Annotated in this window: 23 protein-coding genes, 1 tRNA gene, 1 pseudogene and 1 other annotated feature; of the genes and pseudogenes, 14 read left to right on the top strand and 11 right to left on the bottom strand. The window is 59.5% G+C overall.

Annotation, left to right across the window (positions count from 1 at the left end):
* Window positions 1–156 precede the first annotated feature (156 nt).
* The gene (gene rpoD, locus YH62_RS17125) at window positions 157–2217 is read left to right on the top strand and encodes an RNA polymerase sigma factor RpoD (RefSeq protein WP_046795432.1); all 2061 of its coding nucleotides are present in this window, start codon (window positions 157–159) and stop codon (window positions 2215–2217) included.
* Between the two features lie 76 nt (window positions 2218–2293).
* Here rpoD and YH62_RS17120 read toward each other — a convergent pair whose 3' ends face one another.
* From YH62_RS17120 to YH62_RS17110, 3 genes are all read right to left on the bottom strand, one after another.
* Window positions 2294–2533 (bottom strand): DUF2798 domain-containing protein, encoded by a 240-nt coding sequence (locus YH62_RS17120; protein WP_046795585.1) that lies wholly within the window; start codon window positions 2531–2533, stop codon window positions 2294–2296.
* Window positions 2534–2710: 177 nt separating this feature from the next.
* On the bottom strand, window positions 2711–3055 hold the full coding sequence (locus YH62_RS17115) for a multidrug efflux SMR transporter (RefSeq protein WP_046795431.1): 345 nt from the start codon (window positions 3053–3055) through the stop codon (window positions 2711–2713).
* 5 nt (window positions 3056–3060) lie between these two features.
* Entirely contained in the window at window positions 3061–3624 is a 564-nt protein-coding gene (locus tag YH62_RS17110) for a TetR/AcrR family transcriptional regulator (RefSeq protein ID WP_046795430.1), read from the bottom strand.
* 94 nt (window positions 3625–3718) lie between these two features.
* On the opposite strand from YH62_RS17110, the gene YH62_RS17105 reads away from it, so the two are divergent.
* From YH62_RS17105 to YH62_RS17080, 6 genes are all read left to right on the top strand, one after another.
* The gene (locus YH62_RS17105; protein WP_046795429.1) at window positions 3719–4780 is read left to right on the top strand and encodes a DUF930 domain-containing protein; all 1062 of its coding nucleotides are present in this window, start codon (window positions 3719–3721) and stop codon (window positions 4778–4780) included.
* Window positions 4781–4821: 41 nt separating this feature from the next.
* A complete protein-coding gene (locus tag YH62_RS17100; protein ID WP_046795428.1) occupies window positions 4822–5862 on the top strand; it encodes a zinc-dependent alcohol dehydrogenase family protein in 1041 nt (346 codons plus the stop codon).
* A 93-nt stretch (window positions 5863–5955) separates the two neighbouring features.
* Entirely contained in the window at window positions 5956–6336 is a 381-nt protein-coding gene (locus YH62_RS17095; protein WP_046795427.1) for a DUF427 domain-containing protein, read from the top strand.
* A gap of 87 nt (window positions 6337–6423) precedes the next feature.
* Window positions 6424–6777, top strand: a complete 354-nt coding sequence (locus YH62_RS17090; RefSeq protein WP_046795426.1) for a DUF1428 family protein — start codon at window positions 6424–6426, stop codon at window positions 6775–6777.
* Between the two features lie 53 nt (window positions 6778–6830).
* On the top strand, window positions 6831–7253 hold the full coding sequence (locus YH62_RS17085; RefSeq protein ID WP_046795425.1) for a secondary thiamine-phosphate synthase enzyme YjbQ: 423 nt from the start codon (window positions 6831–6833) through the stop codon (window positions 7251–7253).
* 142 nt (window positions 7254–7395) lie between these two features.
* Window positions 7396–7758 carry a hypothetical protein gene (locus tag YH62_RS17080; RefSeq protein WP_046795424.1) on the top strand — a complete coding sequence of 121 codons (363 nt, stop codon included), beginning with the start codon at window positions 7396–7398 and terminating at the stop codon, window positions 7756–7758.
* Window positions 7759–7925: 167 nt separating this feature from the next.
* On the opposite strand, the gene YH62_RS17075 is transcribed toward YH62_RS17080, so the two are convergent.
* The gene (locus tag YH62_RS17075) at window positions 7926–8672 is read right to left on the bottom strand and encodes an SIMPL domain-containing protein (RefSeq protein WP_046795584.1); all 747 of its coding nucleotides are present in this window, start codon (window positions 8670–8672) and stop codon (window positions 7926–7928) included.
* Between the two features lie 153 nt (window positions 8673–8825).
* On the opposite strand from YH62_RS17075, the gene YH62_RS17070 reads away from it, so the two are divergent.
* A tRNA-Ile gene (locus YH62_RS17070) sits at window positions 8826–8901 on the top strand.
* Window positions 8902–8958: 57 nt separating this feature from the next.
* On the opposite strand, the gene YH62_RS17065 is transcribed toward YH62_RS17070, so the two are convergent.
* Window positions 8959–9966 (bottom strand): site-specific integrase, encoded by a 1008-nt coding sequence (locus YH62_RS17065; protein ID WP_245282118.1) that lies wholly within the window; start codon window positions 9964–9966, stop codon window positions 8959–8961.
* A gap of 90 nt (window positions 9967–10056) precedes the next feature.
* Window positions 10057–10308: a hypothetical protein gene (locus YH62_RS17060; protein WP_046795583.1), complete on the bottom strand. Its 252-nt coding sequence runs from the start codon at window positions 10306–10308 to the stop codon at window positions 10057–10059.
* A 737-nt stretch (window positions 10309–11045) separates the two neighbouring features.
* Here YH62_RS17060 and YH62_RS17055 point away from each other — a divergent pair.
* Window positions 11046–11479 (top strand): annotated as a pseudogene (locus tag YH62_RS17055) (transposase); the annotation flags it as partial.
* 41 nt (window positions 11480–11520) lie between these two features.
* Here YH62_RS17055 and YH62_RS17050 read toward each other — a convergent pair.
* Window positions 11521–13008, bottom strand: a complete 1488-nt coding sequence (locus YH62_RS17050) for a SulP family inorganic anion transporter (protein ID WP_046795421.1) — start codon at window positions 13006–13008, stop codon at window positions 11521–11523.
* Window positions 13009–13082: 74 nt separating this feature from the next.
* Window positions 13083–13138: a sequence feature (sul1 is cis-regulatory element that is thought to sense ions involved in sulfur or methionine metabolism; They are found in Alphaproteobacteria), on the bottom strand.
* A gap of 528 nt (window positions 13139–13666) precedes the next feature.
* Between YH62_RS17050 and YH62_RS17045 the strand changes: the two genes are divergently transcribed.
* Together YH62_RS17045 and YH62_RS30170 are read left to right on the top strand one after the other, a co-directional pair.
* A complete protein-coding gene (locus tag YH62_RS17045; RefSeq protein WP_046795582.1) occupies window positions 13667–15424 on the top strand; it encodes a penicillin-binding protein 2 in 1758 nt (585 codons plus the stop codon).
* Between the two features lie 164 nt (window positions 15425–15588).
* Window positions 15589–15909, top strand: a complete 321-nt coding sequence (locus YH62_RS30170) for a hypothetical protein (RefSeq protein WP_137326590.1) — start codon at window positions 15589–15591, stop codon at window positions 15907–15909.
* 39 nt (window positions 15910–15948) lie between these two features.
* Here the strand turns inward: YH62_RS30170 and YH62_RS17040 are convergent, their stop codons facing one another.
* The 3 genes from YH62_RS17040 to YH62_RS30520 all read right to left on the bottom strand — a co-directional run bounded on the left by YH62_RS17040 (window position 15949) and on the right by YH62_RS30520 (window position 17707).
* Window positions 15949–16740, bottom strand: a complete 792-nt coding sequence (locus YH62_RS17040) for a class I SAM-dependent methyltransferase (RefSeq protein ID WP_046795420.1) — start codon at window positions 16738–16740, stop codon at window positions 15949–15951.
* Window positions 16737–17189 carry a hypothetical protein gene (locus tag YH62_RS30525; protein ID WP_052760441.1) on the bottom strand — a complete coding sequence of 151 codons (453 nt, stop codon included), beginning with the start codon at window positions 17187–17189 and terminating at the stop codon, window positions 16737–16739. The genes YH62_RS17040 and YH62_RS30525 overlap by 4 nt, the downstream gene beginning before the upstream one ends.
* A 164-nt stretch (window positions 17190–17353) precedes the next feature.
* Entirely contained in the window at window positions 17354–17707 is a 354-nt protein-coding gene (locus tag YH62_RS30520) for a hypothetical protein (RefSeq protein WP_170986287.1), read from the bottom strand.
* Window positions 17708–18187: 480 nt separating this feature from the next.
* On the opposite strand from YH62_RS30520, the gene YH62_RS17025 reads away from it, so the two are divergent.
* Window positions 18188–20827, top strand: coding sequence for a heavy metal translocating P-type ATPase (locus YH62_RS17025; RefSeq protein ID WP_082118394.1), 2640 nt, complete (start codon window positions 18188–18190; stop codon window positions 20825–20827).
* A 155-nt stretch (window positions 20828–20982) separates the two neighbouring features.
* Window positions 20983–21483 carry a copper chaperone PCu(A)C gene (locus YH62_RS17020; protein WP_245282117.1) on the top strand — a complete coding sequence of 167 codons (501 nt, stop codon included), beginning with the start codon at window positions 20983–20985 and terminating at the stop codon, window positions 21481–21483.
* Between the two features lie 23 nt (window positions 21484–21506).
* Here the strand turns inward: YH62_RS17020 and YH62_RS17015 are convergent, their stop codons facing one another.
* Complete coding sequence (locus YH62_RS17015; protein WP_046795418.1) at window positions 21507–22823, bottom strand: DUF882 domain-containing protein; 1317 nt, start codon at window positions 22821–22823, stop codon at window positions 21507–21509.
* A gap of 225 nt (window positions 22824–23048) precedes the next feature.
* Here YH62_RS17015 and YH62_RS17010 point away from each other — a divergent pair, with 225 nt between their 5' ends.
* Entirely contained in the window at window positions 23049–24374 is a 1326-nt protein-coding gene (locus YH62_RS17010) for an Nramp family divalent metal transporter (protein ID WP_046795417.1), read from the top strand.
* The last annotated feature ends 121 nt before the right edge of the window (window positions 24375–24495 follow it).

The following is a 24495-nucleotide window of genomic DNA, read 5'->3' as shown; positions in this document are numbered from 1 at the left end:
CGGTCCTGCGATAGAGCGACCGCCTGCGTGGTAATTGGTAGTTAAAGGTCATTCCGTTACGTGTTGAGCAGTGATTCGCGGTGAAGGCGAGAGTGTCGCCTTGAGCCGGCGACCACGGACCGCGGCGAAGTGGGTTCAGGGAAAGTGGCGAAATACATGGCAACAAAAGTCAAAGAAAACGAAGAAGCAGAAACCGAGCGCGAAGGCACGCAGGATGGTCCGCTTCTCGATCTTTCTGACGACGCAGTCAAGAAGATGATCAAGGCCGCCAAGAAGCGCGGCTATGTGACAATGGACGAGCTGAATTCGGTCCTGCCTTCGGAAGAAGTCACTTCCGAACAGATCGAGGACACGATGTCGATGCTTTCGGATATGGGCATCAACGTCGTCGAGGACGAGGAAGCGGAAGACGCGACCGGCGGCGACGAGGAAGACAGCGACGACGGCGACAGCGAGAGCGAGGGCGGCGAGCTTGCCCCGACCGCCGGCACCGCGCTGGCAACCGCCAAGAAGAAGGAACCGACCGACCGGACCGACGATCCGGTGCGCATGTATCTGCGCGAGATGGGTTCGGTGGAGCTTCTCTCCCGCGAGGGTGAAATCGCGATCGCCAAGCGCATCGAGGCCGGCCGCGAAACCATGATCGCAGGCCTCTGCGAGAGCCCGCTGACCTTTCAGGCGCTGATCATCTGGCGTGACGAGCTCAATGAGGGCACGACGCTGCTGCGCGAGATCATCGACCTCGAGACCACCTATTCCGGTCCGGAGGCCAAGGCTGCGCCGCAGTTCCAGAGCCCGGAAAAGATCGAGGCCGACCGCAAGGCTGCGGAAGAGAAGGAAAAGGCCCGCAAGGCACGCATGGCGGCTGCCAATGACGACGACATCACGGCCGTCGGTGGCGATGCCATGCCCATCGAAGAGGAAGAGGAGGACGATGACGAATCGAACCTTTCTCTTGCCGCGATGGAGGCGGAACTGCGTCCGCAGGTCATGCAGACGCTCGATTTCATCGCCGATACCTACAAGAAGCTGCGCAAGCTGCAGGACCAGCAGGTGGAGGCACGCCTCTCCTGCACCGGCACGCTCTCTTCGGGCCAGGAGCGCCGCTACAAGGAGCTGAAGGATCAGCTCATCACGGCGGTGAAGTCACTGTCGCTCAACCAGAACCGCATCGACTCGCTCGTCGAGCAGCTCTACGACATCTCCAAGCGCCTGATGCAGAATGAAGGGCGGCTGCTGCGGCTTGCCGAATCTTATGGCGTCAGCCGCGATAGCTTCCTGGAGCAGTATCAGGGCGCGGAGCTCGATCCGAACTGGATGAAGTCGATCGCCAACCTTTCCGCCCGCGGGTGGAAGGAGTTCGCGCGCGCCGAGAACAATACGATCCGGGAAATCCGCCAGGAGATACAGAATCTCGCAACGGAAACCGGCATATCGATCGCCGAGTTCCGCCGCATCGTCTCTATGGTGCAGAAGGGCGAGCGCGAGGCGCGTATCGCCAAGAAGGAAATGGTCGAGGCAAATCTTCGTCTCGTCATCTCCATCGCGAAGAAGTACACGAACCGCGGCCTTCAGTTCCTGGACCTCATCCAGGAAGGCAATATCGGCCTCATGAAGGCGGTCGACAAGTTCGAATACCGCCGCGGTTACAAGTTCTCGACCTACGCGACCTGGTGGATCAGGCAGGCGATCACCCGCTCGATCGCCGACCAAGCCCGCACCATCCGCATTCCGGTGCACATGATCGAGACGATCAACAAGATCGTCCGCACCTCGCGCCAGATGCTGCACGAGATCGGCCGCGAGCCGACGCCGGAAGAACTGGCCGAAAAGCTCGCCATGCCGCTTGAGAAGGTGCGCAAGGTGCTGAAGATCGCCAAGGAGCCGATCTCGCTCGAAACCCCGGTGGGCGACGAGGAAGATTCGCACCTCGGCGATTTCATCGAGGACAAGAACGCGCTTCTGCCGATCGATGCGGCCATCCAGGCGAACCTGCGCGAGACGACGACCCGCGTTCTGGCTTCGCTCACGCCGCGCGAAGAGCGCGTGCTGCGCATGCGCTTCGGGATCGGCATGAACACCGACCACACGCTGGAAGAAGTGGGCCAGCAGTTCTCGGTTACCCGCGAGCGTATCCGTCAGATCGAGGCGAAGGCGCTGCGCAAGCTGAAGCATCCGAGCCGCAGCCGCAAGCTGCGCAGCTTCTTGGATAGCTGAGCCAGCGGACATTCAAAAGAAAAAGCCCGGCCTGCGAAATCAGGCCGGGCTTTTTCGTTGTCTTCTGCCTTTTGTTTTAGGCGGGCTGCACCAGTGCCCGCACGATCCGACGCGTGACCGGCAAGGCGGCAAGCAGGGTCGGGAAGGCAATGATCCAGGAGAGCGCCCAGGCGGACATCCAGTTGAGAACGAACTGGTCCTCGATGCCGAGATTCTGCACCGTGGCAACGCCTGAAACGACGAAGGTCATGAGGATCGAGAGAACCAGCGGCATCAGGACGGCCGCATAGCGTGCGGGAAATCGCGTAAGCTTCATATTCAAGTCTTTCCTGAAGGGATCATCGGTCACGGGGCAAGTGTTCGCATCCATGCGACCGCCGTTTCCGACGATCCGAAGGTTGGAATGCGTTGCCTCACGTCAGACGCTTACGGCCGGCGAAAACCGGCGGTGCTTCCATACTCGAAAGCAGTCGGAAATGGCAAGCCCCGAGATCTAATGCGAGACGCTGTTGGAAAAGAGGTTCACCACCAGAACGCCGGCGATGATGAGCCCGAGGCCGATGATGGCCGCGAGATCCAGCGTCTGACGAAACAGGACGAGGCCAATTACCGAGATCAGCACGATGCCGAGCCCGCTCCATATGGCATAGGCGATGCCGACCGGCATGGTGCGGAGCGCGATCGACAGGAAATAGAAGGCTGCGAGATAGCAAATGCTCATCAGCGCCGTCGGCAGCGCACGGGTGAACTGCTGGCTCTGCTGCAGGAAGGTCGTGCCGATCACTTCGAGCACGATGGCGACCCCAAGCGCGCCATAGGTCATGATTGCTGGATTCATGGTTATCACGCGTGTTTCGTCAGTGTTTCTAGATCATTGCGCAGCCCGGCAAGTTCGTTTGCCGACATGCCGTCCAGTTTCATCAGGTTGGCGAGCCAGATACCATCCGCCGCATAGCGGGCGATCTGCAGGGAAGGGTGGCTATCGGTTGTCGCATGGCGCTCGAGCCGCCCGCAAATCCATTGCGACCAGAGTTCGCGCATTCGCGCGTCGGTCATGCTGGATATCGACAATGCGGCCCAGGGGCTTTTGCTGCCGTCCTGCGTCACCTGGAAGAAGGCGTCGATATAGGCGCGGGTGAAGCGTCCGTGCTCGAGGGGATCCCTTTCCATCAGGCGGTCGATCTCTTCATCCAGCATGGTGAGCAGGTCCTCGAAAACGGCTTCGATGAGCGCCTGCTTGCTTGGAAAATGATGCAGCAGCCCTCCCTTGGTGACGCCCGCGGCATCTGCCACGGCTTGCAAAGTCAGGCTGCCGAGCCCCTGTTCAACGGCGCATTGGGCCGCATGATCCAGCAGGGATCGCCGTACCTGTTCCGGTTGTTTTTCCCGTCTGTGAGCTTCCGACATGAGAAAAACATACCATTCGGTAGGTTTGTTTGCAAGAGGAGATGGAGCCGATTTGATTTTGCGGAGAAGGGGCGGGGCGTGTAGTGATCTTCTGATGAAGCAAGAGACGGAGAAGCCGCGTAGCAATATCGGATGGGGCATTCCGGTCTCCATCCTGCTGCATGCCGTCTTCGCCGGCGTGCTGTTCTTCCATCTGCCGCTCGATTTTTCCGAGCCTCGCGAGGAGGAGGCCGTGCAGGTGGAACTCGTTTCGCCGCCAGAGGAGGAGAAGCAGGAGGAGAAACAGGAAGAGCAGGCAGCTCAGGAGCCTCCGCCGGAACAGAAGCCGGAGGAGCCGAAGCCGGAAGAGGCCGCACCGCCTCCTCCGCCACCTCCGAGTCCCCAGGCGGAGACACCGCCAGCGGAGCCTCCGCCACCCCAGGCACAGGAGCAGCCCGAGGAGCAGGCAGCGATGCCGCAGCTCGATCCCGTCTTCCAATATGGAGAGAAGGATACCGGGCCTAAACTATCCAATGGCAATGCTTCCGAAGAGGCGGAGACACCCGCGACGCCTTACGCCGAGCAGGAGGCCGAGGCGGAAGAGCCTGCACCGGCTGCTTCGACTGCCGAGGAGGCGCCGGATGCGGCCGAGCAGGAAGCGCCTCCCTTGCCGGATGATATCAATCTGCCGGAGGTGGACGTTGCCGAGACCAGCCCTGAACGGGATGGAACCGTGGCGCCTGGCGAGACGAGCCTGGAGGCCGTGCCGGTGCCGGCCGAACGGCCGAAGCCGCAGGCGGAGGAGAAGCCTGCGGAGAAACCGCTGGAGCTGACGGAGGCCAAGAGGCTGTTTTCGCAAAACGAAACGGGGAGTCAGATTGCTACCAGAGCCATGGGCGATATGCCGAGGGGTTTGCGCGCAGGTCAGCTCTGCTCCAACGAACTGGCGGCGCAGTTACGAAATGCCTCATATAATGTAATGGCCGTGCCGCGACCCCGATTGCCGGAGGGGACGGTTCTTAATGAACAGAATGTTGGCTTCTTCGCTAACGATCAATGGTACGACTTGAGCTTTCGCTGCGTGATCGACGAAGCTGCCACTAAGGTTGTGTCCTTTGCATTCAAGGTGGGCGCTCCGGTGCCGCGGCGCGAATGGCGTGCACGCGGCTTCCAGTGACCACATGCTGATCTGACTGTTGACTTAGGGAGCGTCCCACCATGAAAGCCATGTTCTACGACGCCTTCGAAAAGGCGCCCGAGATCCGCACGCTGCCCGATCCCGAACCGGGCTTCGACGGAGTGGTGATAAAGGTCGGAGCGACGGGGCTTTGCCGCAGCGACTGGCATGGCTGGATGGGGCATGATCCCGATATCCGCCTGCCGCATGTGCCCGGTCATGAATTCGCCGGCAGGATCGTCGCCACAGGCAAGGGCGTGATGCGCTTCAAGGTGGGGGACCGGGTGACGGTGCCCTTCGTCTCCGGCTGCGGCCATTGTTCCGAATGCCATTCCGGCAACCAACAGGTCTGTCCCAACCAGTTCCAGCCGGGCTTTACCCATTGGGGTTCGTTCGCCGAGTATGTGGCGATCGACTATGCTGATACCAATCTCGTGCATCTGCCCGAAGAGATCGACGACGCGACGGCGGCGAGCCTCGGCTGCCGGTTCGCCACATCCTTCCGTGCGGTTGCGGATCAGGCGCGCACCGGCCGTGGCGAATGGATCGCTATTCATGGCTGCGGCGGGGTGGGGCTCTCGGCGATCATGATCGCCACAGCACTCGGGGCGAATGCGATCGGCATCGACATTTCCGAAGAGAAGCTGGCGCTTGCCCGCCAGTGCGGCGCGGTGGCCACCATCAATGCCGGCACGGTCGCGGACGTGGTGGAGGCGGTGCGTGAGATCACCAAGGGCGGAGCCCATGTCTCGATCGATGCGCTCGGCCATCCCGCCACCTGCTTCAATTCCATCAAGAATCTGCGGCGACGCGGCCGTCATGTGCAGGTCGGATTGATGCTCGGCGAGCATGCCACACCGCAGATCCCGATGGCGCAGGTGATCGGCCACGAACTGGAGATCTACGGAAGCCACGGGATGCAGGCCTGGCGCTACGATGCGATGCTCGCGATGATTTCCGCGGGCAAGATGGCGCCGCAAATGCTGATCGCCAAGAGGATCGGGCTGGAGGATGCGATCCCCGCGCTGATGACGATGGATAAATCCGAGACCGCGGGCATGAGCGTCATAACGGCGTTCTAACGGTCGGCCGAATCTTTTCCGGGGACCTGCGGTGGCTCCGGCGAGCTTGCCCCCTATATCCCCTCCTTTCGAAACCCGAAGGAGGGTGATGCCATGGCAGAGAAAGAGCGAAGATATCCGGGACCCGATCATCCCATTACGGTGGAGAGCAATTCGGCGCGCGTGGTGGTGAAGCTCGGCGGCAGGGTGATCGCCGACAGCACAAGCACGCTGACGCTTCGCGAGGCCTCCTATCCGCCGGTGCATTACATTCCGCGCAAGGATGCGGACTTGTCGATGCTCGAGCCCACCGATCATCACACCTACTGCCCCTATAAGGGCGAGGCTTCCTATTTCAGCATCCCGGCAGGCGGCGAGAGAGCCAAGAACGCTGTCTGGTCCTACGAAGAACCCTATGAAGCGGTCAGCCCGATCAAGGACCATCTGGCTTTCTATCCTGACCGGGTGGATTCGATCGAGGAGGCTTCTGGCTGATCCTGACAGAAAAAGTTTCAGCAGCGGTGTCGGGATCGGGGTTTGCCGGGCGTCCTTGTTACGCCGAAACCAAAAGGAGGAATTGAAATGCCCTATGTCGATGGGTTTGTGCTTGCCGTGCCGAAGAGCAATATCGAGCGCTACAAGGAGATGGCCCGCACGGCGGGCGAGGTTTGGAAGGAGCTCGGCGCGCTATCCTATGTGGAATGCTTCGCCGACGACGTGCCCTATGGCGAGCTCACCTCCTTTCCCCGTGCCGTGCAGGCAAAGGAGGACGAGATTGTCGTCTTTTCCTGGATCACCTATGAAAGCCGCAGCCGGCGTGACGAAATCAACGCGAAGGTGATGGCCGATCCGAGGCTTGCCGGCGACGGATGGAAAGACGTTTTCGACGGCAAGCGGATGATCTATGGCGGCTTCGAAAGCTTCTTGACGTTGTGAGTCCTCAACCTAGGGTGCCGGTGAACCGGCACCCATGAACTAGAGAAGAAACCGTGCCGCAAACCGTGATTTCCATTTCCACCCGAGGGCAGGGCCTTTACGAATTCACGGAAGCGGCGGCGAACTTCGTCCGCTCGAGCGGGATCGGCGAAGGATTGCTCACCGTCTTCGTGCGCCACACTTCCTGCTCCCTCATCATCCAGGAAAATGCCGATCCGGACGTGCGCCGGGATCTCAAGACCTTCTTCTCCCGCCTCGTGCCGCCGACGAATGATGCCTCCATGGGATGGGTGACCCATACCACCGAGGGGCCGGACGACATGCCAGCGCATATCAAGGCAGCACTGACCCAGGTTTCACTCGGCATTCCGGTTCGTGATGGAAGGCTCCTCACCGGCACCTGGCAGGGCATCTATCTCTTCGAGCACCGCGACCGGCCGCATCGCCGGGAGATCGTCCTGCACCTCTCCGCATGACCCATAGATGAACGGCGGGTGAATGACGAATTAGGCACTCGTTCAGGCTGAAAGTTCTAAGCATCTTGTCAATCGCTGGGTTAGGCGAGAGATCATAGCAGTCGGCCTCAAGCGTTCTGGCCGTCGTTTCGGAGAAACACCCATGACCAACCTGATCGCTAAACTCGGGATTGCAGCGCTCGTCGCACTGACCGGCTTCTCTGCCGTCCCAAACATTGCCGCTGCTTCCAGCCCGGAATTCGGCATCCAGCAAGTGCAGTATCGCGAAGGTGAGCGGCACTATCGTCCCGGCCGCCCTGACCGTCCCGGCCGTCCGGGTCGCCCCGATCGCCGTCCCGGCTGCTCGCCGTGGCTGGCTGTCGAGAAGGCAAGGCATATGGGCCTTCGCCGTGCGCGCGTCGTCGGTGCGGACCGCCGCGTGGTGGTCGTCTCCGGTTTCGACCGCCGGGGCCGGGACCGCGTGATCTTCGCCAACCGCCGCGGCTGCCCGATCATCCGTCGCTAAGGAAAAGAGTTTCCGTCTCCATCGCCCGATGACGGAAAGAGCGCGCCCTCGCCAGATCTTCGGATCGGGCGAGGGCGCTTTCTTTTGCCTGAACCGCTCTAAAGAAAACCTCCGCCGGTGGCGGAGGTTTCGGCTTGTTTCGGTCGTAACTCTCCAATGGTGGAGAATTACTGCTCCAGCGCGAAGGTGACGTTGACCGTGACGGTGTAGGTGTTCTCGCCGCTTGCCACCGGTACCGCGTCGGCCGACATTTCCTTGGCCATAGCCATGCGGCCCATCGGCTGCGGCATGGGACGGAAGGATGTCTCGTTGATCTCGATCACCCGGCCAAGCTTCACGCCGGCCGCTTCCGTCAGCGTCTTGGCCTTGGCCAGCGCATCGGCGACGGCAGCCTCGCGGGCTTCGGTTGTGGTGGCATCGGGATCGTCGTTGGTGAACACGATCTGGCCGCCCTGGTTGACGCCGAGCTTGACGGAGCTGTCGATCAGACCGCCGAGCTTCTGAAGGTCGCGAATCCGCAGCGTCAGCGTGTTGGACACTTCGTAGCCGACGATCTCCGGCGGCTGCGAAACGCCGTCCTTGGGCTCCGGGTGGCGATATTGCGGATAGATGGAGAAGTTGCTGGTCTGGATATCGCGATCGGCGATGCCTTCGGCCTTCAGCGCGGAAAGGACCTCGTTCATCGCGGAATTGTTGGCCGAAAGCGCTGCCTCGGCGGTTTCGCCGTTGCGGACGACCGAGAGCGTCAGGATCGCCATGTCGGGCGCGACCGATGCCTCGCCTTCGCCGGTGACGCTGATGACGGCTTCACGCGGGCGGCTCTCCTGCGCGGAAGCCGCGCCGGCGCCCACAGTCAGCAAAAGACCGGAGAGCGAGGCGGCAAGAAGGGAGCGGGAGGTGGACGTAGCGTTCATGAACGATTCCTTTCTTTGGAACATTCTGCCTAGGTGCCGGTGGATTGTGAAGCTATTGCGGCAATGGCTTGTGGCTTTTTCCGATTTGGGCTAGAGCGGGCGTCCGGGCCCGTATCGACCATTTGCGGGCCGGACGTTTCTACCGAAGCGTGAGGGCCTGTAGCTCAATGGTTAGAGCCGGCGGCTCATAACCGCTTGGTTGGGGGTTCGAGTCCCTCCGGGCCCACCAAATTTCTTTGAATCCAATGCCTTACAAATCGGTTATCCAACGTGGTTAGACAATAGGTTAGCCACGTGGCCTTTTCGGCTGAATCTTCCTGGTGAGGCGGGTCATCGCGTCGCGTGCGAGTCGCTGTTGCTCGGCCTCCCGGCTATAGAGTTCGGCATGTTCGATATCGTCGTGCCCAAGAGTCTCCATAAGCTGGCGGGTGGTCGCCCCAGTCTCGGCCAGCATTTTCCCCAGGGTTTTTCTTAATCCGTGCAGCGTGCAGCCTTTCGGCAAGCCGGCGCTATTGGTCCAATCAGCCATTCTGCCCGTCAGTGATTTCTCCGAGAACGGCTTCCCATACTGAGTGAGCAAGACCGTTTCTCTCCCGCGAGGGAGCGGCGTCAGAGCCTCTCGCAACATTGGCGTGATCGGGAGGACGAGTGATCTCTCGCCCTTCTTCGTCACCAACGTGACGGTCCCTTTTTTGAAATCGAACCACTCCCATTTCAAGCGAGCGACATCCGAACGGCGGGTTCCAAGCCACAGCGCGAGCGTGTAGGTCGTTCGTGGCGTGGTTCCGATCGCCCAGCGTTGTTCGAACATATCTCTCTCTGTGTCGGTCCACGCGCGCCAGCCCTTGTATTCAGGCCTATAACTCAGTTTCCATGTCGGGTCGGTTTCGATCCACTCCTCATCGAGAGCGACGTTGATCATTTTGCGAATGGCGACGAGGAGGTGTTTGGCCTTGTGCGGCGTAGTGTGGAATCTGGCAAGAATATCCTTTGCGTGGCGGCGCTTGAAATCCTTCATGGGGATGTCGCCCCAAAGGATAGGCTGATCGTCCACCACCTTGAGCTCGAGAAATTCTTCTGCCAGGCGGATATTTTTCAGTTGGGTTTGTGGATCGTGTGCCAGCCAATCAGGTGTGGTTTTTACTTTCGTCCAGGCCGCTCGAAACGTGCCGGGGAGGGCTGCCCCCGGCATTTTTATGACCGCAGCTTTCCTTGGTTTTCTTCCTTCAACCGCGGCCTTATACGCTTCCTCGAACTCAGGGTCGCCCGGCTTGCCCTTCAGTGAGATCGTCAATTTTCCACGACGGTACCGCCAACGGGTTCTCCCGTGGCGGTCCTGAAACTGAGAGAGATAAGGTCGCTTCTCGCCTTCCATGTGCCATTGTTAGCCATGAAGCCTGCAGCCAGACAAGAGCTCGTCGATCACGTTTCCTCCGCCGGAGGGCAGATCAGAGAATGCCGCGTCGAGTGCGATCCGGTCCCAAACCACCCGACCGTCAATCTTCCGCGGCTTCGGCATCCGGCGGTCGGCAACCATTTCGTCAAACTTTGTGGTGCCGACGCCGACGTATCGTGCGGCTTCCTCGCGCGACATGCCGCGAGGAGGATAGGAGTGTGCATCGGATAGTTTTGGCATCATTCCCCTTTCCTGTTGTCACCGGACGGTTGCCTATGGTCGCCTCGTGAACTTGTTCCAATGGCGATTCAACGGCTGTTGCCGGATGACTGAGCGGCCTGGAGCGCCAGGAAGAGCGCCAGCTCGATGGTGTGCGGCTAGGATCCGACGGATGGTAGGCTTGCTCGGCGGCCTATTGCACGAGACACATTGCATTTCTTCGCTGTCGTCTCTTTCGTCCTCGCCTCCAACGCGCCTGACGATGTAGATTCTTTCGCTTTGGATAAAGACTGACTCGAAAAACGGTCGATGTGAATGCGAAATCGCGGACATATTAGGGTCCTCTGGTGTAGAGCGGCGCTCCTTGTCGCACGGCTTCGCAGATGGTCGAAAGCCATGCTGTGGTACCACATGGTTCACGGCGAGAGTGACCTCGCTGGTTAGTGGCGTCACCTCGCATAGCCCCCGGCATTCTTATGCCAGCGCGGCCGGCGGTCTGGGCTTCACGGAAATCACCGTCTCTGCGCTGCTCGGTCATGCGGCCGATAACGTGACGCAGCGATATGTTCATCACCCTGATAGCGTTCTCATCGCGGCCGCAGGTAAGGTTTCCGGCGAGGTTTACCGTAACCGTTGTTCTCCCCCCACATTGTCCTTCGCCGCCTAGTCTGTGATCGAGATTTCCATGGATGAAGAACGGGAGTTTCTCCATGGAGACCTCATTGGAGTTTCTCACAACCAGGAAGCCTGATCCGCTGGCTCGTCTCGCTGGACGGCAAGAGCGGTCAGCGCCGCGTGTGGCAGAACTGCAGACCTGGCTCGTCCATCACCGCGCCCGCGTCGCAACGAAGTCGCCGCTCGGCGAGGCATTGGCCTACATCGCCAAGTACTGGGATGGTCTGGAGCTCTTCCTGACCGACGGACGCATCGAGATCGACAACAACAGTGTCGAGCGGACCATCAGGCCGATTGCCCTCAATCGGAAGAACGCACTCTTTGCTGGTCATGATGCCGGAGCCGAGAACTGGGCCACCATCGCCTCGCTCATCGAGACATGCAAGCTCAATGCTGTTGATCAGCCTATCTGACAGCAACGCTCACCGCTATCGTCAACGGCCACAAGCACGGCCAGATTCATGAGCTTTTGCCTTGGAATAATTCGCCCTGGGAGCGGACCAACAGGCAACAGTAGTGGAGCAGATGGCTGCGCACGAATGTACGCAGCCCCGTTGTTCAATGCAGTGAGGCGCTTGCCGCAAGCCGCTCATCCTTGTCGTGCAGCGCGAAGCGGTCAACCATATCAGCACTCGCTTCGTTGAAGCCGAGAACTTCGACCTCGTCGCCCGACCGACGGAACTTCAATACGATCTTATCCAACGCGCCAATTGCGGTGATGTCCCAGAGATGGGCTTTTGTCAGATCGATGATGATCCGCTTATCCTTATCCGTGAAGTCGAACGCATGGATAAAGGCTTCCGCCGACGCAAAGAAGACCTGCCCCACCACTGCATAGGTGACGCTGTTTTGTTCGGCATCCTCCACGCGCGTGACCCTGAACAGACGGGCTACCTTACCAGCAAAAAAGATGCCGGAGAGCAAGACGCCAACGATTACGCCTTTGGCCAAATCATGCGTTGCAACCACGGTGATGACCGTTGCCAACATGACGACGGAGGACGGAAGCGGATGGCGTCTCAGGTCGAGGATCGACCGCCAGGAGAAAGTGCCAATGGAAACCATAATCATAACCGCAACAAGCGCGGCCATCGGGATGATCCGGACGAGGTCGTTAAGGACGACAATCAGGAACAGTAGGAAAGCACCCGCGACCAACGTTGAAAGCCGTCCTCGACCACCAGATGTCACGTTGATCACCGACTGTCCGATCATGGCGCATCCGCCCATGCCGCCGATCAGTGCCGAGGCGATATTCCCCGCGCCCTGTCCAACGCATTCCTGACTCTTGTTGCTGGGCGTGTCCGTCATGTCGTCGACGATCTGCGCAGTAAGCAGCGATTCCAGCAGGCCGACGGCAGCGAGCGTCACAGAGTATGGGAAGATGATCTGCAGCGTCTCCCATGTCAACGGAACCTGCGGAAGCATCAGGAATGGGATCGAAGACGGAAGCTCGCCGAGGTCGCCCACGGTGCGTAGGTCCATGCCGAACCACCACGCCATGGCTGTCAGAACCGCGATGGCCACGAGCGGCGATGGGATAGCTTTGGTCACGTATGGAAAGAGGTAGATGATAGCGAGGCCGCCAGCGATCATCACGTAGGTGAGCGTCGGAACCCCGATAAGTTCGGGCAACTGGGCCATGAAGATCAGGATCGCAAGTGCGTTGACGAAGCCCGTGATGACCGAGCGGGAGACGAATCGCATCACGCGGCCGAGCCTGAGCCATCCCGCGACGATCTGGATGATTCCCATCAGGATGGTGGCGGCGAACAGATACTGAAGACCGTGCTCCTTGACCAGCGAGATCATGACGACAGCGGTCGCAGCCGTGGCGGCAGAGATCATGCCCGGCCGACCGCCCACAAAGGCCGCCACGCAGGCGATTGCGAAGGAGGCATAGAGGCCGACCTTCGGATCGACGCCCGCAATAACCGAGAAGCCTATCGCTTCCGGGATAAGCGCGAGGGCGACGACGATACCCGAAAGCACGTCGCCACGGATGTTGGAGAACCACTCCTGACGGTAGTTTGAAAGAGTTCGCATGGGAGATTTTTCACAGTTGAGGCAACGGGCCGAGCGAAACTCGGTCCTCGAAAATGGAATAGGTTGCGTTGCTGTGTTGTCTGGCGGATCGGCGGCCAGAAGAGCCACCCGGAGTTTCACCGGGTCCTTGTGGATGACGCTAAGTAGCTCACACAGTTCAGTTTTGCAATTACGTCTCAGTCTGAAACCGCTCACCACAAAAAATAGGCTGCGGCGTCAAGGTGCGGGTGTGACACCGGTTACGGTTTACCGCATGATGACGACGGATGAGATTTCCGCTTCCGGAATTCAACAAGAAGAGCAGGCCGTGACGCGTTCATGAGGGGCGGAGGCTTTATCAGAGCGGGAGTCTTGGTGAGAATACGCTGGAAATTGCCCGGCATCGGTATTTGGAGTCACGAGCAACATGCCTGGGCTTCACGGTCTTCGATGCGAAGGCTGGAATCGGCCGTAGGTGTTCTGCTGTGAAGGCCTATGAGGGGGCATAGGTTAATCTAATCCGAGAAATTCCATACAATTTTAATTGTATATTAGTTCAACTTCAATCGCTTTCGGAGATTCGCCAACTCCCCCATTGGCTTGGACGCGAACCGAGTGCAGGGTCGGTTGTGCGGTTGAGCGGCCCGTGTTCGCCTGGATCTTCTTTGTGGGGTTTCGAATGATTTCTTTTGTCGTCCGGCTGAGACGTCGGGCCCATTTCATCGTGAAGGGTCGCATATCCCCAGGCAACCGTTCGTTCGTGGGTGCGAGTGCACGTCGCAGAAACCAGGCGAGACAACGTCTGGGAATACTGATGGCCGGCTTTTGTTTGGCATTCCTTGTGATTGGGGCCCGTCTTTTTCAGTATGGTCTCGTCGAGCCAGTGTTGACCGCGTCAATCGGGAACACGAACACCATCGCGTCACGTCCCGATATCATCGATCGCAACGGAGAACTACTCGCAACTGATCTCGACATGGTGTCGCTCTACGCTGACCCTCGGCGGATTGTCGATGCAGACGAGGTCGTCGAGAAACTCGCGGCCGTCATTCGAGACCTCGACTGGAGTGAGACCCATAAGAAGCTCCGGTCGCAGACGGCGTTTCAATGGTTGAAGCGCCAGCTGACGCCGAGACAACAGGCAGACATTCTCGCTCTCGGTATTCCTGGCATCGGTTTTCGGCCGGAAAAGCGGCGATTTTACCCCGGTGGGGCGACCGCATCGCACATTGTTGGGCATGTGAATGTCGACAATCAAGGACTGGCGGGCATGGAGCGATATCTGGACCAGCAAGGACTTGCTGATCTTCGGATGACCGGCTTGACCGGAGATGCGGCGCTGGAGCCCGTGAGACTTTCGATCGATCTTCGCGTCCAAAATATCGTGCGCGATGTCGTTGCAAAGGCAATGGTCGACTATCAGGCGGAGGCGGCCGGCGCAGTCGTTCTCGACGTCGAAACGGGGGAAGTCTTGGCCATGGCCTCGGTACCAGACTACGATCCCAATGAACCATCCAAAGTGCTTCCCGACGGCAGCGTGGACAAGGAATACGAGAAGGGTTGGTTCAACCGAATGAGCAACGCCACATTCGAGATGGGCTCCACCTTTAAAAGCTTCACTTTGGCCATGGGGCTGGATGCGGAGAAGATTACTCTCAACTCGGTCGTCGATGCTTCTCGCCCTATTCGCATGGGCGGATTCACCATCAGGGATTTCAAAGGAAAGAATCGGCCTCTCTCGATTCCGGAGGTCTTCCAGTATTCATCGAATATCGGCACCGCCGCGGTCGCAGATAAAGTCGGAATAGAAGGCCATCAGGAGTTTCTCACGAAGCTTGGCCTCTTGTCCAAGATGGAAACCGAGATGCCCGGCGTGGCGACGCCCAGCCAGCCGCGTACGTGGAAGAAGATCAATTCGGTCACGATCTCGTACGGTCACGGAGTTGCTACTACGCCGTTACAGACTGCGGTTGCCGCCGCCGCACTCATGAACGGTGGGAAGCTCATTTCGCCGACCTTTTTGACACGTTCCCGCGAAGAGGCCGCCTCGATTTCCCGGAGAGTCATCAAGGAAAAGACAAGCGAGGACATGCGTTATCTCTACACCTGGAACGGGCAGAAAGGGTCCGGGCGGGGCGCACAGGTCGAAGGTTTCGATGTCGGCGGCAAGACCGGTACAGCTGACAAAGTGATCAACGGCCGGTACGCCACGAATATCAACTTCAACGCGTTCGTCGCGGCTTTCCCGATGGACAAACCCAAATACGTCGTTCTCTCCATCGCCGATGCTCCGAAGACGGGAGAGCACGGAGGGCGGACAGCAGCATCGACGGCTGCGCCAATGATCAAGCAGATCATCGGTCGGGTCGCTCCTCTACTTGGGGTGAAGCCCAGCTTTGGATCTAGAGACGCGCCATTCATGTTGGTGAATTACTAAGCCGTCGAGACGTTACCGGATACTCATACACGACAACCGTCACCCCGAAGCACTTGGCAAGTGAACCGGAAGCATCGCCCCCGACCGCATTGGCCTCCAGTGCAGGTGCCCGGGACCGCCCACCCGTTCACGTCACCCATTTTCCTGACGATCAGACGATTAGTTTGACCATTGTGGCCCCGGTGGCTTCAGCTGATATCCGGTATGACTATGACGTCAGCATCGGCCTCATCGAACATGCAACCAGCGGCGAGGCAATCTTCATCGACAACGGTGCCCATGTCGTACGTGTCAGATGTCAAGCACCCCGAATGGTGTTGGCCGGCAGCTCGGTATTTATGTTGCGCGACCCGCCTCAAGTTGGTGACTGGAAAGAAGACCTCTGGAAGACCCTTGCCTTCGACCGATTTCCTGACGGTCGCGCCTCTACACGAAGCGCAACTGCTTTGGTGACGGTCGTTTGCCGCTACGCCGCCCGCTCGTGACCTGAAATGCACGGCCGGCAGCGTACAAGACTTGGGTTCTTACTTTGGCTTCTCCACGATGAAATAGGCATACCTTTCATCCTTGACGAGCCGATCAGTTGGCCGAAGCACAACTGACTTCGGTATGAAGCCGAGCTCTTCCGTCAACTGCCAGAATCTGTCGATGGGATAGGTGGTCATGTTTGCCAGATTTCGCCTATAGCTCCATCGATGTCCGCGTGTGTTGGAGGCCAACGTCTCGTACTTTATCTGGATGAGGCCGATCCCGCCGGGCCGCAGTAGCCGGAGGGCGATCTTAAGCAAACGCTCCCCGTATTCTGGTGATGGGATCAGTTCAAATACGTACGTACAGAGAAACACGTCACAGGTTGCCTCCAATCCATCGCCTGCTTTTTCCGGGTCCGAGACGTCTATTTGTACCGGGATAAACCCATGGTAGCCGATTTCGTCGAGAGCTTTTCGGCATTCCACGAGTGAATCCTGCGAAACCTCGACCCCAACATATTCGCTAGCGATCCTGGCGAAGTGAACTGCGTTTGCGCCCCCGCCACAGCCCCACTCCAGAACCCGATCCAGCGGCTTGCTCCTGCCTGCCGCTTTCAGGTGTTCCTGAAGAAGCGACAGATGCGACTTTCCCAGTTCGAACCAGATTTCATCCTCCAGCCCCTGGTCTCCTCGCCAATGGGAGTTGGATCGAAAATTATTCTGATTGGCATTTTCCCAGTAGCGCTGCGCGTCCTTTGCAATCACTTGTTCCGACTGCTTCAGCCCGGATTTTTGGATGGCGCCGATGATGAGGTTCGTAACGATACGTCTGACCGCGGCACTCATTTGGCAAGCCTCCACGTCTTGGCGGTGGAGAAAGAGACAAGCCACCTCTGGGCAGCGATTGCGGCTATGCCCCTCGCACGCGCGGCGCCACACCATAGCCAGATTTTGGCAGGCCAGCCCAAAGCGTTTTCTTGATAGTTATCAAGTATCCCGGTGCCCGGGAACATCAGGACGTCCACGTCCTTGAGCTGCCAGTACGCGTCGTACATCCTGGCTATTTTGCGCGGTAAGTGTCCTGGAAGGCGGTTCGCAATCGCCAACAGCCCCTTGGGCGATGGCGACCTTATGCTCGTCGCCTCAATTCCGTAGCGATCCCTGATCGTCCCGGGGCAGACGCACAATATGGTGGCGCTTGGCTGGCGCCTCTTCAAAAAAAGGATCATTGCTTCCAATGAACCGTCGTTTCCGGAATTGCAGGAGCCAAACTGGCCCAACAGTGCGATTTTCATCTTTCGTCTCCGCGATAGCAGCGAGCGCTTTCGATCGAGCGGTATGGTCACCGTCCTCGCATGCGTCTTGCACATGAAGGGCGACGACATATCTCACGATCTTGTCGAGTTGTGTTGGACAGCCCGCTATGAATTGCACTCTGAGTGGAACGAGCGTCTGCTGCTCAGGCGCGCGGAGGTTCTTCGATCAGAAGAGCGCGATGTGGACGCTGCGACGGCGGTGGCAAGGGATGTGGCGCGTCGTGGTTATCGGGCAGTGCGGCCGCTGAGAATGGCCCAGGATAAAGAACTTCGTGTGTATGGTCAGGGCAATGACCATCGGACGTCTGCTCACCAACGATGTTCTGGTGGCCTGTGCTATGAATGATGCAGGGTTTAAGATCAGTGCCGGGCTGAACCGTCTCGGTCGCGTGGTCATGGTTAGCGACGCGGCTATGGTTGCTAGGCCCCGCGAATGCGAGCAAGCCGATCGCCATACAGGCCACCAGGATGGTGAGGTCGGAAAGTATTCGCTTCATCTAGTTTCCCGGTTGATGTCGTGCGTGGCTCACGCCCTTAGAAACTAGACCATGTCATCGCGCCGTGGCACCTGGTCGATAGCCGTATGAGCGGGATTAATTCAAACTTTTGGCCAATCACGGTCGCAGTCATCGCTTGCCCAACATAAGCTGCGACGCGTTGAATTTGCGCCCGATACGGTCTGCAACGGTCAATCCGCCTGGCTCGCGTTGAACGTGCCTTTTACCTGCTCGGCGACTAACCGCATTAGACACACGCTCGTCGGCTTTGGCGATACGGGTCATCATTGGCCTGTAGCATCGGGGTCATTCAGAAGTCGTGATAGTCCGGCGTGTGAGCTAACGCTATGAAAAATTTTGATTTTTATCATTTCAATGTCAGGCACGCCAGAATCTCAAACTGGTCGGATAAGTTTTTTCTTGCACCTCTAGTAGCTAGAGGTCGTACACATGCTTGCACGCAGGCATGAGGATCCTAAGATGGTAGAACTGCAGAAGACGCGTTTCCGGGTTGATGGCATGGATTGCGCGTCATGCGCGAAGAAGATTGACACGGCCCTGAGACGCATGCCCGGCGTGACTGATATTTCGGTATCTGTCGTCGCGGGCACGATGACGGTTACGCATGAACCAAGCAGCGATCTCGACGCGATCGGCAAGAAGATGCTTGGATTGGGTTTCGACGCCAAGGCCATACCAACGAAAAAGCCGGAGCCGGAACAGGTACCTGTCCATGTTTATGATTCCGAATTCACCCACGACCGTGATGGCGAGGGCGAGCCCGGAAAAAATCAAAAGCATTCCCACGTGCACGGGCCGAGCTGCTCCCACGATCACGGAAGCCACCAGCATGAGCATGGGCCTGGACGTGAAATCCATAACGAGCATGATGACGTTCAGGATTCGAGCGACGCGCTGCTAGCCAGCCGCCAGGCGCGCTTCCGCGTCGGTGGCATGGATTGCGCATCGTGCGCGAGCAAGATCGATACAGCCGTTCGGCGTCTCCCGGGCGTCGAGGATGTCAGCGTGTCGGTTACCTCGGGCACGATGACTGTAAAGCATGCACCCGCTGCCGATCTTAAGGCCGTCGAGAAGCAGGTGTCCGGCCTCGGCTATTCCGTCGCGCCGATCATTCCAACGACGAAGCCGTCATCAATCATACATGCCGGCGGACACGACCTCTCTGGCCATGATCACGGATCGAACTCTCCGGGCTCTGAGATCGAAGCGCTACATGGGCACAGCCATGGTCCAAGTGAAGGGCCGTGGTGGCGCAGTCGAAAAGGAAGGCTGACCATCTTCGCCGGAGCCTCGCTCGTGGTCGCCTATGCAATCGGTCACCTATTCCCGGCCATCGAAACCTATGCGTTCATCGTCGCCATGCTGGTCGGCCTGGTGCCGATCGCCAGAAGGGCCATGATGGCCGCTCTTGCGGGAACGCCGTTCTCGATCGAGATGCTGATGACCATCGCAGCCGTCGGCGCGCTCGTCATCAATGCGACGGAAGAGGCGGCTGCTGTCGTGTTTCTTTTCCTGGTCGGCGAATTGCTCGAGGGCGTCGCCGCAGGAAAGGCGAGGGACAGCATCCGGTCCCTGACCGCCCTTGTGCCGAAGACGGCGCTGCTCGAAGAAGGCGGCAAGACCCGCGAGGTGCCGGCGGAGGCGCTCGCGGTTGGGTCGATCATCCTGGTGCGGCCAGGCGACCGGATATCAGCGGACGGCGTCATCGTCGCTGGCGAGAGTTCCGTGGACGAAGCGCCCGTGACGGGCGAGAGCGTGCCTGTCAGGAAGGTCGTAGACGACACCGTGTTCGCTGGCACCGTCAATGGAGACGCCGCGCTGCGCATCCGCGTGACTGCCGCCGCCGAGGACAACACCATTGCCCGCGTGGTCCGCCTCGTCGAAGAGGCCCAGGAGTCCAAGGCTCCAACCGAGCGCTTTATCGACCGCTTTTCGCGATACTACACCCCAGGCGTGGTGCTCGTGGCGGCACTGGTAGCCATCCTTCCGCCGCTCGTTGCCGGCGGCGCGTGGGGCGAGTGGATCTACAAGGGCCTTGCAATCCTGCTGATAGGGTGCCCCTGCGCACTCGTAATCTCCACGCCGGCCGCGATTGCCGCATCTCTTTCCGCCGGGGCCCGTCGTGGCCTCCTGATGAAGGGTGGGGCCGTTCTCGAAGGATTGGGCAAGCTTACGGCCATCGCTTTCGACAAGACGGGAACGCTCACCGAAGGAAAGCCGAAGGTGACTGACCTCGTACCTTTCGGCCGCAATGGGGAGGATGTCCTCAGATATGCTGCCGCGCTGGAGGCCGGATCCAATCATCCGCTTGCCGTTGCGATCCTGACCAAGGCGGCCGAGGACGGGATCGAGGCTCCTGCCGCGATCGACGCGAAGGCGCTGGGTGGCAAGGGCGTGACGGCGGTCGTGGACGGGGTGGAAGTGTTCCTCGGCTCTCCCAAGGCCGCCGCGGAGCGGGTCTCCCTGCCGATGGCTCATTCCAAAAAGATCACTTCCTTGAACGATGAGGGCAAGACAGTCTCGGTTCTCATCATCGGCGACGTGCTGGCCGGAGCGATCGCAATGCGCGACGAACCGCGCGCCGACGCCATCGCAGGCCTGAAGGCATTGACCGACGTTGGCATCAAGACCGTCATGCTGACGGGCGACAACAAGCGCACCGCGACCGCGATCGGCGCGAACCTGGGCATCGAAGTTCGTGCCGAGCTGATGCCGGAGGACAAGCAGCGTATCGTTAGAGAACTCAAGCGCGAGGGTTTCACAGTCGGCAAGATCGGCGACGGCATCAACGACGCCCCCGCACTCGCGGCGGCTGATGTCGGCATTGCCATGGGCGGAGGAACAGACGTCGCGCTCGAGACAGCCGACGCAGCCGTGCTGCATGGACGGGTAGGGGACGTTGCCCTGATGGTCGATCTCTCGAAGCGGACGATGACGAATATCTTCCAGAACATCACCATCGCGCTTGGTCTCAAGGCGGTCTTCCTGGTCACTACCATCATCGGGATCACCGGACTGTGGCCAGCGATTCTTGCTGACACCGGAGCCACGGTCCTTGTCACGATGAACGCGCTGCGACTGCTGCGGCCGATCCGTTGAGGTAGGACATGCTTAGAAGGATCATCTTCGGAATCATCCTGCTTCTCGTTGCCATGTCGATCGTGTTTAGTCTGATCGGTGTGTTGGCGGTATGGAATCCGATGGAGCTATTCCAGTATGGACGCGGATAGCGCCAACCTTATGGAGTTGAAGAAGTGAACTTTCGCAGTATCAAAATCTCGATCGCGGCAATGCTCGCGGGAGCGGCGTCACTGCCCACCTCTGCAGCCGCTCACGATTTCAAGGTGGGAACTCTCGAATTGCAGCATCCGTGGTCAGCCAAGGCGCCCCCTGTCGCGCCGGTACTCGGGGGCTACGTCACCATAGTGAATTCAGGATCAGAGGCGGACCGCCTCATCGGCGGCAGCACGCCTGTCGCCGAGCGGTTCGAGATCCACCAGTCCTCCATCATCGACGGCGTAGCAAGAATGCGGCCAGCGAAGGAAGGAATCGATATTCCTGCGGGAGCGACAGTCAGCCTCCAGCCCGGCGGAGCGCATATCATGCTCATCAATCCCAGGCAGCGCCCCGACGAGGGAGAGAAGTTCAAGGCGACCCTTGAGTTCGAGAAGGCGGGAGCAGTCGAGGTGGAGTTCGTCGTCCAGAAGCCGAAGCCTGCGTCCCAGCCGGAAGATCACAGCGGGCATCAGCCGTAACGATGTTGGGAGGCGCTGCGGTGCTAGCCGTCCGCCCAGAACCTGCCGCGGTCGAACTCCTCCGCGATCGGCAGGGGTAAGGGCTTTGACAACGTCTCGGTTGCCACGCGTGCTTCTGTGGCCGCACCTGTCAGCGAGCGACGGACGAACACGGGCGCCATTATCCCGTTCGATCCGCCAGGCGCGGAGAGCGCCCATGAGACGATTGCCTCCTGCGCGTCGGCCCCGTCCTCCGCATCTTTGTTAGTGGGCGTGATAGGGAGCAGAGCCATCGAACCAGGAGGCTGCCGCAAGGTCGTAAGCGGTGCTGCGGCTCGAAGGTCATTGCCGGGAATGGATGGTAGAGGCCCCAGCGAGGCTGTCTCGACCGCGGCATCGGCCACCGTCGCCGCCGGCCGGATTGTGGGAACCGGCACCGCCAGGGCGGCCAGATCCACGAATTCAGGTCTTTCCTCAGCACGTCCGGAAACCTGTGGTTTCGCCTGAAGCTCAAGCGCATCCTCGGCTCGACTTTTTCGTGACGGGAGCATCGCCGTCAGCAGGCTGGCGCGGGCAGGCGCAGCATCGTCGTTGTCTCGGGCAGTGCTGGCGATCTCGATCGACTTCGGACCGACGCGCCTCCGATAGTCAGCGACCGCCTGCTCATATCCAGGCAGAGGCTTGCCGTTGGCCGGAAGGTGCATCGTCCTTCCGTTCGGAAAGATGCGAGCGAGTTCCTGACGCGACATCCGCGGCCACGCCCGCACATTACCGACATCGAGGTGCACGAACGGCGAACCTGATGTGGGATAGTAGCCGACGCCGCCGACCTGCATCTGCATGGCGAGCGCCCGAAGCGTGGCGAGCTTCACGCCAGGAATGTAAAAATCCATCGCCTTGCCCAGCACGTGCTGGCTGTTCTTAGCCACGCCGGTATTGCGGGACCGGCCGCGCAGCATGTTGTTCGTGGCGGGTGAGCGGTAGGCGGAGACGATGTGGATATAGTCCTTCGCGCCGCTTCGGTCATAGACCTCCCAGACAAGGTCGAGCAGCCGTGGATCCATCCGGGCGGGTTCGTTCTTGCGCCAATCCCTGAGGAAGCGGTTGATCTGGGCGAGGCCCTTGGGGTCGAACTTGCCATCCCGCTTGTAGGTGATCGTTGCCCGTTCGCCCGTATGCGTGAAGAAGAGTTTCAAGGAGCGATCATCGGCAGCGGCCATGCACGCAGAGCCCAGATAGGCAGGAAGCGCAAGGAGGGCTGCCGCCATCGACTGTGCAGCCCATTTGCCCACTCGATACACGATCGAAGCCGTGGGTCGCGACACGGGAAACGTAGACGTTTCTATAAAAAACTCCGACACGATTCCCGTCCTTCGAACTCAACACGGAAGCTTGTGATCACAGCCTCCACCGCGCCCTCGACGCCTGACGATTATGGTCAACGAATTGCTAATAAGCGGTTGACGGGCGGGAGTTCTCGAAAAGTGATCCGCGTCCCTTCAAGAATCCACTTGTGCCTCTCAAGCCTTCATGCGAATGATTTGCAATTGCAACTTTGGCCGATGCTGCAGAGGTTGAGGCGAGGTATGGATCATCAGACTTCAGGTTGGCGACGCCCGGCAGGGGAGGTTTCCCTTTCCGAAGTTCATCGCTCGATACAAGTGTCCAGCATGCCGGGCTCGTTCCGGAGGGCTGTCGCCTTCTTCGGTCCCGGTTATCTCGTCGCAGTCGGTTACATGGATCCTGGCAACTGGGCCACGTCCCTCGCTGGCGGCTCCAAGTTTGGCTACGCGCTCCTGACGGTAGCGCTGCTGTCCAACATCATGGCGATCGTACTTCAATCGCTCTGTGCACGGTTGGCCATCGCTTCCGGCCGCGATTTAGCGCAGGCCTGTCGTGATGCCTATCCGAAGCCCGTCGCGATGGTTCTATGGCTGCTGGCCGAGGTCGCGATCATCGCAACCGACATCGCCGAGGTAATCGGGACCGCCATCGGCCTCAATCTCATCTTCGGGATACCTCTGGAGATCGGCGTCATCGTCACGGCGCTCGACGTTTTCCTGATCCTCTACCTACAAAAGCTTGGATTCCGCTGGGTCGAGGCCCTCATCATCACGCTGCTGGGCGTCATCGCCGTCTGCTTCGCGGTGCAGATCGCTCTTGCGGATCCCGATTGGAACCAGGTCATTCTAGGCTTCGCGCCGACGACCGAAATTGTCACGAATCCGGACATGCTGTACCTGGCACTCGGGATACTGGGCGCCACGGTGATGCCACATAACCTCTATCTCCACTCCGGTATCGTTCAGACGCGAGCCTATGGCCACTCGCTTCCTGAAAAGCGCGAGGCACTGAAATTCGCGACCATCGACTCCACCGTCGCGCTGATGTTCGCACTTCTCGTGAACTCATCGATCCTCATCCTTGCCGCCGCCACCTTCCATGCGAGTGGGCGTACAGAAATCGCGGAACTGGGTGAGGCCCATAACCTGCTCGCGCCGCTGCTTGGTCTAGCGGTCGCGCCGACGCTTTTCGGTATCGCGCTGCTGTGCTGCGGCATCAACTCGACTGTCACGGCGACCCTTGCCGGACAGATTGTCATGGAAGGTTTCCTGCATATCCGTCTGGCTCCATGGCTGCGTCGCTTGATCACCAGGGGGATCGCGATCATCCCCGCCGCGGGCGTCACGATCTGGTTCGGAGACAGCGGCACCGCACAACTCCTGATCCTCACCCAGGTGATCCTCAGCCTGCAACTTTCGTTCGCCGTATTCCCTCTTGTGATGTTCACATCCGACCGCCGGAAGATGGGAGAACTCCGTGCACCCATTTGGCTCACCACGGTAGCCTGGGTGATTGCCGTCGCCATCGCCGTTTTGAACGTCAAGCTTTTGATAGATTTCGTGGCGTGATGGGCGGAGTGCTCGTTCCCGCACCTATCCAGGTACGTCCTAGTCCTGGGCTCATCGGCGTGCTCCCCGGCAGATAACCTGGGAACTGGATGGCTCGTTGCGGCTTTCCGTGAAACTATGA

Source organism: Rhizobium sp. LC145 (assembly GCF_001005825.1).
Taxonomy (GTDB): domain Bacteria; phylum Pseudomonadota; class Alphaproteobacteria; order Rhizobiales; family Rhizobiaceae; genus Neorhizobium.
Note: the sequence above shows the minus strand (reverse complement) of the source record. Positions and strands in the feature narration are given on the sequence as shown.

What these genes read in the sequence shown, in the direction of transcription:
- YH62_RS17075 (WP_046795584.1), bottom strand. Translation starts at nt 8,672, where the DNA reads ATGAACGCTACGTCCACCTCCCGCTCCCTTCTTGCCGCCTCGCTCTCC.
- YH62_RS30525 (WP_052760441.1), bottom strand. Translation starts at nt 17,189, where the DNA reads ATGAAAATCGCACTGTTGGGCCAGTTTGGCTCCTGCAATTCCGGAAAC.
- YH62_RS17110 (WP_046795430.1), bottom strand. Translation starts at nt 3,624, where the DNA reads ATGTCGGAAGCTCACAGACGGGAAAAACAACCGGAACAGGTACGGCGA.
- YH62_RS17045 (WP_046795582.1), top strand. Translation starts at nt 13,667, where the DNA reads ATGATTTCTTTTGTCGTCCGGCTGAGACGTCGGGCCCATTTCATCGTG.
- YH62_RS17010 (WP_046795417.1), top strand. Translation starts at nt 23,049, where the DNA reads ATGGATCATCAGACTTCAGGTTGGCGACGCCCGGCAGGGGAGGTTTCC.
- YH62_RS30520 (WP_170986287.1), bottom strand. Translation starts at nt 17,707, where the DNA reads ATGAAGCGAATACTTTCCGACCTCACCATCCTGGTGGCCTGTATGGCG.
- YH62_RS17080 (WP_046795424.1), top strand. Translation starts at nt 7,396, where the DNA reads ATGACCAACCTGATCGCTAAACTCGGGATTGCAGCGCTCGTCGCACTG.
- YH62_RS17090 (WP_046795426.1), top strand. Translation starts at nt 6,424, where the DNA reads ATGCCCTATGTCGATGGGTTTGTGCTTGCCGTGCCGAAGAGCAATATC.
- rpoD (WP_046795432.1), top strand. Translation starts at nt 157, where the DNA reads ATGGCAACAAAAGTCAAAGAAAACGAAGAAGCAGAAACCGAGCGCGAA.
- YH62_RS17050 (WP_046795421.1), bottom strand. Translation starts at nt 13,008, where the DNA reads ATGCGAACTCTTTCAAACTACCGTCAGGAGTGGTTCTCCAACATCCGT.
- YH62_RS17100 (WP_046795428.1), top strand. Translation starts at nt 4,822, where the DNA reads ATGAAAGCCATGTTCTACGACGCCTTCGAAAAGGCGCCCGAGATCCGC.
- YH62_RS17105 (WP_046795429.1), top strand. Translation starts at nt 3,719, where the DNA reads ATGAAGCAAGAGACGGAGAAGCCGCGTAGCAATATCGGATGGGGCATT.
- YH62_RS17040 (WP_046795420.1), bottom strand. Translation starts at nt 16,740, where the DNA reads ATGAGTGCCGCGGTCAGACGTATCGTTACGAACCTCATCATCGGCGCC.
- YH62_RS17095 (WP_046795427.1), top strand. Translation starts at nt 5,956, where the DNA reads ATGGCAGAGAAAGAGCGAAGATATCCGGGACCCGATCATCCCATTACG.
- YH62_RS17025 (WP_082118394.1), top strand. Translation starts at nt 18,188, where the DNA reads ATGGTAGAACTGCAGAAGACGCGTTTCCGGGTTGATGGCATGGATTGC.
- YH62_RS17060 (WP_046795583.1), bottom strand. Translation starts at nt 10,308, where the DNA reads ATGCCAAAACTATCCGATGCACACTCCTATCCTCCTCGCGGCATGTCG.
- YH62_RS17115 (WP_046795431.1), bottom strand. Translation starts at nt 3,055, where the DNA reads ATGAATCCAGCAATCATGACCTATGGCGCGCTTGGGGTCGCCATCGTG.
- YH62_RS17120 (WP_046795585.1), bottom strand. Translation starts at nt 2,533, where the DNA reads ATGAAGCTTACGCGATTTCCCGCACGCTATGCGGCCGTCCTGATGCCG.